The organism is Aneurinibacillus sp. XH2, from assembly GCF_001439585.2.
GTDB classification, from domain to species: Bacteria; Bacillota; Bacilli; order Aneurinibacillales; family Aneurinibacillaceae; genus Aneurinibacillus; species Aneurinibacillus thermoaerophilus.
In genome coordinates, this window is record NZ_CP014140.1 from 3474538 (window position 1) to 3485000 (window position 10463).

The window sequence follows — 10463 nt, forward strand, 5'->3', positions numbered from 1 at the left end:
ATACAAAACTAGAGTCCTTTACGTTAGAAGAGCAAACCTCTTTGATCGTTACGTCCAATAAAGGACCGAAGGACTGGGGAGAGCTACTTTACGATCCAGCCATCGCCACCGTTATTTTAGACCGACTCGTCCATAAAGGCGAAGTCATTCATTTACATGGAGAAAGTTATCGTATTAAACATCGGCCAACCATATTTGGTAACAACTAAGTGTTCAAAGTTATTTAGCAAAAAGTGTTCAAACGTACTTGACGGCCACACAAAAAAAGTACTATTTCATATGGGCAATGTTTCGCTTTTTTTATAAATCAAAACCTCATCCATATGAAAAAAAGCACTCTTTATTGGCTTATGTGCTTGCTTGTAAAAATAACTTTATTATAGTGAACAAGTTCCTGCTTAGCAAGTATTGCTCAAATTATTGGCGTGATATAATGAGGAGTATCTATGATTATCCTCCCAAGAAAAGGAAAAATATTTTTTAATTAGGCTATTGTTAATTATCAATGTTTATATTCGATTAACACAAACCATATATTCCAGATAAAAAACGTTCGAAAGAATTCTTTATGATTTTCAATAAGGATTGTTTATATTATCGAGGAGTAGGAGGTCAGTGAATTTGTCGATAATAGAACTTTTGAGCAAAATAAGGGGAGAACAAACGGCTTCAATAACAATGCAACAAAAAACTTTACAAGTACTGTTATCCTTTTCTTTCGGAGTGCTTCTTGGTTTTATATCAAAATATAGTGATACAATCCCTTCAAATGGGTTATTAGGATATATTCTTGGTATTATAAGTGACATAACCACCAGATTAGGTATATGGGTTCTCCTGGCTACAATTATTGCTGTATGGAGCAATAATCCAAGAATTGGTGCCATAAAAGTTTTTGCATTTTTTGTCGGAATGTTGTTAATGTATTATATATATTCAATGTGGTTATTTGGTTTTTTCCCTACCTATTACTTTATCCATTGGGGTGTAATTGCGTTAGCATCACCAATAGCAGCCTATATCGTATGGTTTAGCAGAGGAAACGGATGGATTGCAGCGTTTTGTGCCGCAATGCCTATTGGTTTACTTGTTTCAACAGGCTATCCGTTTTTTTATACGTATACGTTTGCAATAACTCATGGATTTGAAATTCTGTTTTCTGTCATTCTGTTTATTATATTGCCAACAAATCAAAAACAAAGGTTGCGAATTTTTACATCGACGTTATTCATCATGTTTATAATTAGAAATTCAAATATCTTATCATACCTATTTGGTGGTCTATAAATATAATTTTGATATTATATACATCTTGTCTGATCTCTTACCATATACAGCCGATACGCTTTAAAACACGTTCAGGATAAGAGTGCATAAATAGAAAAAACTTTTGTACTGCTTGTTCAATCTCCGATTGATTTTTATGAAATACAATAGTTAAGACATCAACTCAGATTTATATGATTTTCTCTTCATATTTTCTAAAGACTTTTACAACACTAAAAACAAAATCTTTGGGTGGTTCCGTACGAGGGAAAGAGGGAAAGCGAATTGTTGATTGTTCCATAGTAATCCCCATTCCAAATTTAGCTTGAAAATAAAAAACCGCACGCCAGGAGTTTTTTCCATTATACTCCTGTGACGTGCGATTTTTAAACAACTATTTTTTCACTCTACAACAATTCGTATATACTTTTCAAGCTATTATTCCACCGTAACCGACTTGGCCAGATTACGTGGTTTATCCACGTCGCAGCCGCGGTGCAGTGCCGCATAGTACGAGATCAACTGCAGCGGAATCACCGACACAAGCGGTGTCAAAAGCTCATGTACGGCTGGAATGACGAAGCGGTCGCCCACCTCTTCCATCCCCTGCATGCTGATGATGCACGGATTTGCGCCGCGTGCCACAACTTCTTTCACGTTACCACGGATATTCAAATCCAGGCGCTTCTGCGTTGATAGTGCAATTACCGGTGTATCATTCTCAATCAGCGCAATCGGGCCGTGCTTCAGTTCGCCAGCAGCAAAGCCTTCCGCTTGAATATAAGAAATCTCTTTCAGCTTCAACGCACCTTCCAGACATACGTAGAAGTCTAAACCACGCCCGATAAAGAATGCGTTGCGATGTATGCTCAAGAACTCATCCGCTACTCTTTTCATCTCTTCCTTACTATCACACAGTGTCTCCATCGCATTCGCCACAATACCCAGCTCTTTCAGCAAATCGAAATCGGGCCTTAACCCTTTGGCAATGGCTGTATCCACCGCAAGAATCGCAAGTACAGCCAGTTGCGCGGTATATGCTTTCGTCGAGGCTACCGCGATTTCTGGTCCCGCATACAGCGGCAACGTATAGTCTGCTTCACGTGACAGCGTGGAACCCGGCACGTTCGTAATTGTCAGCGCCTTATGTCCTAGCTTTTTCACTTGCACTAGCACGGCGCGACTATCCGCCGTCTCACCGCTTTGGGAAATGAAAATAAACAACGGCTTCTGGCTCAAAAGTGGCATATTATATGAAAATTCACTGGCAATATGCACTTCAACCGGAATGCCAGCCAGCTTCTCAATGAATTGTTTGCCCACCAATCCTGCATGATAGCTCGTGCCGCAGGCTATAATATAAATGCGGTCAGCATCCTGCATTGCCTGACGAATGGATGCATCCAGCTTCAAGTTTCCGTTTTCATCCTGATATTGCTGGATAATATTGCGAATAACAAACGGCTGCTCATCAATTTCTTTCAGCATGTAGTGCGGATACGTACCTTTCTCAATATCGCTGACATCGATTTCCACCACGAATGGCTCACGGGAAACTACATTGCCGTCCAGATCCTTGATCGTTAAGCTATCTTTCATTACGACAACAATTTCTTCGTCCATCAATTCAACGAATGTGTCTGTTACCTGTAGCATTGCCATTGCATCGCTGGCCACCACATTGCAGCCGTCCCCAAGGCCAACGAGCAGCGGGCTTTTGTTTTTCGCCACATAAATAACATCCGGATTCTCTTCATCCAACAGAGCAATGGCATACGAACCTTTCAAGTTTTTCAATGTTTTGCGGAAAGCTTCCTCAACGGACAAACCTTCCTCCACGAATTTCTCCACCAACTGCACGATAACTTCCGTGTCCGTGTCGCTGATGAATGAATGACTGGATAAGAAATCACGCTTAAGGTGTTCATAGTTCTCAATTACACCGTTGTGCACAAGCGTAAAGCGGGAAGAACTACTTTGGTGCGGGTGCGCATTTACACGATTTGGCACGCCATGCGTCGCCCAGCGAGTGTGTCCAATACCAACTGTTCCATGCGTATTATAATCGACAATATCGCGCAGCGCGGCGATGCGTCCCTTTTCCTTAAAGATGCGTACCCCTTCTCCGTTTACTACGGCAATTCCCGCGGAATCATATCCTCTATATTCGAGTTTCTCCAAACCCTGAAGCAAGATTTCTTTCGTATCCTGTGTTCCGATATATCCTACAATTCCACACATAACTTATTTACGTTCCCCTTTCAAGACAGGGGCAACACGCTATCCTTATTCCTTGCTTTCAGACAGGGCGTGCCCCCGTCTGCCATTGTCTTTTGTATTATTTTAAAAATCCCCCTACACACATACCCGTATTCCATATAATTTGAACCAAAACGTAAATGAAGACGGGTAAGAGACCGTGCTGTCCTATTGTGCGTCAGGTTTCCCAGACGTTTTGTCGGACAGCCCTACGGCAGCGGCCCGCTGCCGGGAGGCATCCGCCGAAAACTCGATAAACCTCCACCTCGTCAACCATTCCTTTTCACCCGTTCACGGAATGGTCCTGGCGCTTTTACGACATTATTATATTCATAATCCGTCTTTAAGGTTTCCTGCTCTTTCCACTCCTCCCCTCACAATACTATTGATACATTACCACAAAAAAATATTTTTTCACAATAGGGATTTTTCCCCCTGACCATTCTTGTATTTAAGTAAAAGGAAAAGATGCGGCGGGTGACCACCGCATCCTTTTTCCAAAAGTTTATACTAGTTCTTTCTCAATTACATCGGCGATTTTCTGAACGTACTCTTTCAGTTCATCTTCATCCGGCCCTTCCGCCATGACGCGTATGATCGGTTCTGTACCGGATGGACGGACAAGCACGCGGCCGTTAGAGCCAAGCTCCGCTTCCACCTCCTCAATCACAGCTTTGATGACAGCGTTGCCGTTTAGCTTCGTCTTATCGGCTACGCGGACATTTACAAGAATTTGCGGATATTGTGTCATTGTTTCTGCCGCAAGTTCAGACAACGGTTTTTGCGCTTCCACTACCACGTCAAGCAGCTGTAGTGCGGTCAAAAGTCCATCTCCGGTCGTATTGTAATCTAGAAAGATAATATGACCGGATTGCTCTCCGCCAATATTGTAACCGCCTTTCAGCATCTCCTCCATGACGTAGCGGTCACCTACCGCTGTCTGACGCGTTTGGATGCCAGCCGCCTCCAGCGCTTTGTAGAAACCAATATTGCTCATAACGGTGGAGACAACCGTATTATTCTTGAGCTTGCCACGGCGCTTCCACGCAATACCGCAGATTGCCATAATAAAGTCACCGTCTACAATACTGCCCTTTTCATCTACGGCAATCAAGCGATCCGCATCCCCATCAAACGCAAGGCCGAGTGCCGCACCGTGCTCAACCACCGCTTTTTGCAGCGCTTCCGGATGCGTCGAGCCGCAGTTGTCATTAATGTTAAGCCCGTCAGGATTGCATGCGAGCGTGACTACATCTGCTTCCATATCCGCAAACAACTGCGCAGCTAGGGCGGAGGCAGCTCCATTCGCGCAATCCACGACAATTTTCAGCCCGCCAAAACGGTTCTGCACCGTCGTTTTCAAGTATTGCAGATATTTTTGGGCACCTTCTTTATAATTCAGCACCGTACCAATATCTCCGCCAATCGGACGTGGTAGCTCATCTTTTTCCGCATCCAGCAGCTTTTCAATCTCCGCTTCTTTTTCGTCCAGCAGTTTAAAGCCGTCACCGCCAAAAAACTTAATACCGTTATCCTCTACCGGATTGTGGGAAGCAGAAATCATAATGCCTGCGTCCGCTTCCAACGCTCTGGTCAGATATGCCACACCTGGTGTGGAAATAACACCAAGCCGAATAACTTCTGCGCCGATCGATTGCAGACCGGCGATAAGGGCGCGCTCTAGCATCGGACCAGAAATGCGCGTATCACGTCCGACAACCACTTTTGGTTTCACATTTTTGCTGTCACGAATTACTACATACCCACCGCAGCGCCCTAGCTTATACGCTAATTCTGGCGTTAGTTCCGTGTTGGCTACTCCTCTCACTCCGTCAGTTCCAAAGTATTTACCCATGCTTTTTACCTCTCCTCTCATGAGTTAACATGCTGATCTCCAGCCTGTTCCTTTATTAAAATCGTTACTTGCAAGCTTCCGGGGTTCGTTACTTTGACATCAGGCGGAAGATTAGCAATGCGCACCGTCATCGTGTGCTCCCCCGGTGTATTATCGCTAATGTCAACGGAAGCGGTCAATTTGCTTCTGTCAAATTTCTCCATCGACTCTTTTGTTCCCTGTAGTTCCAATCGAATGCGGCCGGATGAAGGCTTTACAAATTCGAATGTCTTATCGGAAGCAAGACCTTGGACACGAATCGGGAGTTCTACGGATTCATGGACATTGATAGGTTGCTCCGGCTGTCCAACCGGAGAATCGGGCTCCTTCGACCCTATGACCTCCTCTTCCGCCTTCGAGATATTTACAGTCACTTCTGCTGTTTTAATATCTGTCTTTTCAATTTTATCAAGCAACGGAACGTTTACCTGTATTTTCTTTGTTGCGGTCCATCCGCTCACGTCTACTTCAGGAAGCGTGTAAGAAGACATAGTGTCAAGCACGCTTTGTGAACCATAGATAGTAATTTGCGGCGGAGTAACCGTCACAGAATCAATTTTGTAGCCGTTCGCCGGAACTCCTTTGGTCTGAACCCGCAAAGGTACCATTTTGGAAGGCAACGCAACGAGCGGCACGTACACTTCCGCGGACGAAGGAGACACTCTGGCTACATCAAGCGGTTGCCCTTTTCTATCCAGTACACGCAAGGGCACTTTGGTATCTATCGGGCCTTCCGCTTCTTCAACACTGACAACCGCCTGGACAAACGCTACATCTTTCACCCTGCTTTCCGGCACAGCCACGGTTACTGTTTGCGGCTTGATGACCGGCTCGCCCGCCTTTGTGTATCCTCTGGCTTTGCCCATCAGGTGCACCTGAACATTCTTCTGGATTTTCTTAATCTCTTCAATGTTTACAGATACTTGACTCGGCTGGATGGTAATATCCAATCCGTGAGGCAACCCCTCATACTGAACGGGCACTTCGTAACGGCCACTTTCGTATCCCCGCAAATCAATAAAGACTTCGAAATTGTCAGGCGAAAGCAAGGAAGACATGGCCAGTAAGTCTTTGCTTCCTCTTATCTCCACATGTACGGTAGACGGAGCGTCCACAAGAAATTTTTTTTCGTCATATCGAATCTTTAACTCTTTATTCAGTTGTGTAGACGCTTGTGCCTGTCCCACACCTGTGCTATACGAAGCAGGTTCGTTATTGACCACAGCCCAAAGCATAATCGCCACCAGAAAAGATATGACTTTCACAACAGTGTTGTTACTTAGCCATCTATCCATCATTTTTCACCTTCCGTTGCCAAAGCGGCGAAGCAGCTCGCGACTGCGGCATCAGTTTTTCCCGAAGGAGTTTGGCTAGCATTTCTTCCGTATAATTGCGTGTAATTTCACCATTTATCGCAATTGAGACTTGGCCTGTTTCTTCGGAGACAACGATCGCAATTGCGTCCGACACTTCGCTCAACCCGATAGCCGCTCTGTGTCGCGTCCCTAATTCTTTCGAAATGGTGGGGTTCTCGGACAGCGGTAAATAGCATCCTGCTGCCATGACCATATCCTTCCGCATAATTACCGCGCCGTCATGTAGCGGCGTATTCGGAATAAAAATGTTAATTAAAAGCTCAGAACTGCATCTGGCCGTAAGTCCAATACCTGTTTCGACATAATCGGACAAGCCTGTTTCGCGTTCGATAACAATCAAAGCTCCAATCCTGCGCTTTGCCATATAAAATACAGCTTTGACCACGGCCTCCACGACATCAAGCACAATCTTCTCATCTGGTGCTGAACTTCGAGCAAACAGCCGCCCCCGCCCAATTTGCTCAAGTGCGCGCCTAAGCTCGGGCTGAAAAATGACCAGAATCGCAAATACGCCATAGGATAAAGCCTTATCCATTAGCCATTGCAACGTACGAAGTTGCAAAAAAGAACTGGCGACCATAGCAATGACGATTACCATAATTCCCTTAAATAGTTGGAGAGCACGTGTACCGCGCAGCAGCAAAATCAATTTATAAATAATGTACGTGACGATTAAGATATCAACGGCATTAATAATGTAGCCAAGAAAATTTTCGGTAAAATCGGCCATTCACTTTCCTCCTTCAAGCGGGAGGTACTACTTTCCCGGCACTCTTCTTTTCCTAGTATATATTGTTTCTTTTACCCATGCAAAAAAGACACGGTTTTGCCGTGCCCTTCTTCCGTCTCTATTTTAACTTTTCATCAACAAATTGAAAACCTTTTTTATATTGTACCAAACCCATTCAACCGCTTGATGGATTTCCTGTACCTCGCCGGTAATATGGGAGGTTGATGCCATATACACTTCTCCGTCTATGGCGACTACATTGCCTTTTACATCTCCGTCAACCTTTATGTTGCCATTACGGACAACAATATCCCCTTCTACCACTTTGCCAGCCGGAACAATGACCATATGCTTTTCTTCATCAACCTTAATGTTTTGGAATTGTGGGGCCGAAAATTCAAACCGCTCCTGCCCTTCCGTCCAGAGCGACATCATGCTTCCCGCCATCAGCATGATAAACAGCGACGCAGCCACAAGCAACGGATGCCGCTTAATGTGCTCAAACCAGCTGGTTTTGCGTTTCTCTTTAGGTAGCGCAGCCATCACTCGCTCGGTAAACCCTTCCGGAGCTTTCATATGAGACAACCCCTGCACAAAGGCAATGGTACGTTCCAGTTCATGAAAGTGTCTCTTACAGTTCTGGCATTCGGAAAGATGAACGCGAAGCTGCATTTCTTCTTCTTTCGTCGTCTCCTCATCGAGGTAGCAATGCATGAGACGTACGATTTCGTTACAATGCATAAACAATCTCTCCTTCCTTTTTGTTACATGAACCGAAGTTTTTTACGCAGCGCTTCCCTGCCCCGATGGATTCTTGTTTTGATGGTGGAGACAGGGAGTTGAACCACTTCGCTAATTTCTTGCAGACTTAAATTTTCTATATAGCGTAGCAACATTACCACACGGTATTTAGGACTAAGGCCCATAATAGCTCCCTGCACTTCCTCCTGTAGTTCGTCGGTCAGCACCTCTTCTTCCGGCCCTTTGCTGGTATCGGCAAGCCGATCGTGCCAATCCACTCCGTCTGCTCCTGTAATTTCTGCATCAATGGAGAGATTTTTTTTACGTTTTCTGATGACGTCAATGCTTAAGTTTGAAGCGATACGGTATATCCAGGTTGAAAATTTGTATTTAGGATCGTAGCTATCAAGATTGGCATATACACGCAAAAACGTTTCTTGGGCGACGTCTTCCGCCTCCTGTCGATTCCCAAGCATACGATAGGATACGTGGTATATTTTATCTTTATATAAATCGACCAGTTCCGCGAAAGCATCCCGATCTCCATTTTTGGCACGCTGGATAATCCGTTGCTCAGTAATGTCCAATTTTCTCCACATCCTAAAATCAGTTTCCCGTAATCTATATACGTCTTCCTGCGCCACAGGTTTCAAAAAATAAGAAAATCTCACGTGCATTGCCGTCCACTCTTTTTCCTCAAAAAAGCCAGGTCGCTTTGTGTCACTTTCTTATCCGATAAAAAAGACGAGAACGCGGATAGCCGCATTCTCGCTTTTTGTTACACATCTCTATGCTTATATTATAATAATTTTTCTCCAAATACGGAACCCATTAGTGCTACAGCTACCCGCGCCGTTTGGTTCATTTGGTCAAGAATAGGATTTACTTCTACGAATTCGGCGCTAGTCAGCACATTCGCTTCCGCCAGAATTTCCATTGCCAAATGGCTTTCACGGTAGCTGATGCCCCCGATAACTGGGGTTCCGACACCTGGGCAATCGTGCGGATCCAGTCCGTCCAAATCTAGGCTCAAGTGAACGCCGTCCGTGCCGTTTGTCACAATTTTTAGCGCTTCTTCCATTACACGAGCCATACCCATCCTGTCGATTTCATGCATGGTAAATACTTTAACACCAAGCTTCTGGATAAATTCTTTCTCGCCTGGATCAAGCGCGCGCGCACCAATAAGTACTGTTTTTTCCGGATCAAGATTCGCGTCCGCTCCGCCGATAGATGTCAAAGATTCATGTCCGTAACCTAGGCTAACCGCAAGCGACATGCCATGAATATTACCGGAAGGCGAAGTTTCCGCTGTATTCATATCACCGTGCGCATCATACCAAATTACACCGGTTTTCGGACGGTGCTGCAATACACCAGCAATCGTACCGATAGCAATGCTGTGGTCACCGCCGATAACAAGCGGAAAATGGCCTTTTTTCATTTCACCTGAAACCGCATCGCACAATTCCCGGTTAACACGCGCAATTTCATCAAGATATTTCAGGTTTGTACCCGCAGTTGTATTTTGCTTTGGACGGCGCACTACAATATCCCCTTCATCATGCACCGTGTAGCCGATTTTTTCAAGGCGTTCCACCACCCCGGCATAGCGAATGGCACTCGGTCCCATATCTACACCGCGGCGATCGGCCCCCAAATCCATAGGAACGCCAATAATCGAAATATTAGAATTCATCGTAGGATTCATAGATGTAAGCCCTTCCTTTCCATGTGTCTGCACTTATTGTACACTGTAAAAGAAAGATGACTCAACTCGACAAGATTTTGAATGGTTATACATATTAAAGACGGAAAATATAGATGATTCCTATTTTCTATGTTTGAATTCCACCAATGATTAACCCACTTAGTTTTATAATATAATTAGAGTTCCATTTTTCTGACTTTTATGCTCAGACAAGTACAATAATAAAGTAATACCATTACAGAAAACGCGCTGTTTTCTTGGAAAATGTTTAAGAAAACAGCGCGTTTTGACATACAAATAACGATCATAAATAAAAAAAGACCCTTCTCTAGAGTCTTATGCTTTCAATGTATGGAGCGGGTGATGGGAATCGAACCCACGTATTCAGCTTGGAAGGCTGATGTTCTACCATTGAACTACACCCGCAAAAAACAATTCAATCGCTTTTCATAGAGAAACGTGGTCGGGAAGACAGGATTTGAACCT

9 protein-coding genes, 2 tRNA genes and 1 pseudogene (1 of these 12 running past the window's edge) are annotated in these 10463 nt (G+C 44.4%); 2 read left to right on the forward strand and 10 right to left on the reverse strand.

Going from position 1 to position 10463, the window contains the following annotated elements:
- Positions 1–32: 32 nt before the first annotated feature.
- Positions 33–209 (forward strand): annotated as a pseudogene (locus ACH33_RS20265) (ATP-binding protein); the annotation flags it as partial.
- 412 nt (positions 210–621) lie between these two features.
- The gene (locus ACH33_RS17325; protein ID WP_057900106.1) at positions 622–1287 is read left to right on the forward strand and encodes a hypothetical protein; all 666 of its coding nucleotides are present in this window, start codon (positions 622–624) and stop codon (positions 1285–1287) included.
- 169 nt (positions 1288–1456) lie between these two features.
- On the opposite strand, the gene ACH33_RS19775 is transcribed toward ACH33_RS17325, so the two are convergent.
- The 10 genes from ACH33_RS19775 to ACH33_RS17370 all read right to left on the reverse strand — a co-directional run.
- Entirely contained in the window at positions 1457–1660 is a 204-nt protein-coding gene (locus ACH33_RS19775; RefSeq protein ID WP_162265059.1) for a hypothetical protein, read from the reverse strand.
- 44 nt (positions 1661–1704) lie between these two features.
- Positions 1705–3507 (reverse strand): glutamine--fructose-6-phosphate transaminase (isomerizing), encoded by a 1803-nt coding sequence (gene glmS, locus ACH33_RS17330; protein ID WP_057900107.1) that lies wholly within the window; start codon positions 3505–3507, stop codon positions 1705–1707.
- Positions 3508–4030: 523 nt separating this feature from the next.
- Positions 4031–5380: a phosphoglucosamine mutase gene (glmM, locus tag ACH33_RS17335; protein ID WP_057900108.1), complete on the reverse strand. Its 1350-nt coding sequence runs from the start codon at positions 5378–5380 to the stop codon at positions 4031–4033.
- Between the two features lie 17 nt (positions 5381–5397).
- Positions 5398–6717, reverse strand: coding sequence for a CdaR family protein (locus tag ACH33_RS17340; protein ID WP_082706126.1), 1320 nt, complete (start codon positions 6715–6717; stop codon positions 5398–5400).
- On the reverse strand, positions 6707–7525 hold the full coding sequence (gene cdaA / locus ACH33_RS17345) for a diadenylate cyclase CdaA (RefSeq protein WP_057900110.1): 819 nt from the start codon (positions 7523–7525) through the stop codon (positions 6707–6709). The genes ACH33_RS17340 and cdaA overlap by 11 nt, the downstream gene beginning before the upstream one ends.
- Positions 7526–7648: 123 nt before the next feature.
- Positions 7649–8266 carry a zf-HC2 domain-containing protein gene (locus ACH33_RS17350; protein ID WP_057900111.1) on the reverse strand — a complete coding sequence of 206 codons (618 nt, stop codon included), beginning with the start codon at positions 8264–8266 and terminating at the stop codon, positions 7649–7651.
- 23 nt (positions 8267–8289) lie between these two features.
- Complete coding sequence (gene sigW, locus ACH33_RS17355) at positions 8290–8853, reverse strand: RNA polymerase sigma factor SigW (protein ID WP_057900450.1); 564 nt, start codon at positions 8851–8853, stop codon at positions 8290–8292.
- A gap of 212 nt (positions 8854–9065) precedes the next feature.
- Positions 9066–9965 (reverse strand): arginase, encoded by a 900-nt coding sequence (gene rocF, locus ACH33_RS17360; protein ID WP_057900451.1) that lies wholly within the window; start codon positions 9963–9965, stop codon positions 9066–9068.
- Between the two features lie 364 nt (positions 9966–10329).
- Positions 10330–10403: transfer RNA gene (locus ACH33_RS17365), tRNA-Gly, on the reverse strand.
- 34 nt (positions 10404–10437) lie between these two features.
- Positions 10438–10463: transfer RNA gene (locus ACH33_RS17370), tRNA-Pro, on the reverse strand (it continues 51 nt past the right edge of the window).

Coding starts and splice junctions, on each gene's coding strand:
- ACH33_RS17350 (WP_057900111.1), bottom strand. CDS start 8,266: ATGCATTGTAACGAAATCGTACGTCTCATGCATTGCTACCTCGATGAG.
- glmS (WP_057900107.1), bottom strand. CDS start 3,507: ATGTGTGGAATTGTAGGATATATCGGAACACAGGATACGAAAGAAATC.
- rocF (WP_057900451.1), bottom strand. CDS start 9,965: ATGAATTCTAATATTTCGATTATTGGCGTTCCTATGGATTTGGGGGCC.
- cdaA (WP_057900110.1), bottom strand. CDS start 7,525: ATGGCCGATTTTACCGAAAATTTTCTTGGCTACATTATTAATGCCGTT.
- ACH33_RS17340 (WP_082706126.1), bottom strand. CDS start 6,717: ATGATGGATAGATGGCTAAGTAACAACACTGTTGTGAAAGTCATATCT.
- glmM (WP_057900108.1), bottom strand. CDS start 5,380: ATGGGTAAATACTTTGGAACTGACGGAGTGAGAGGAGTAGCCAACACG.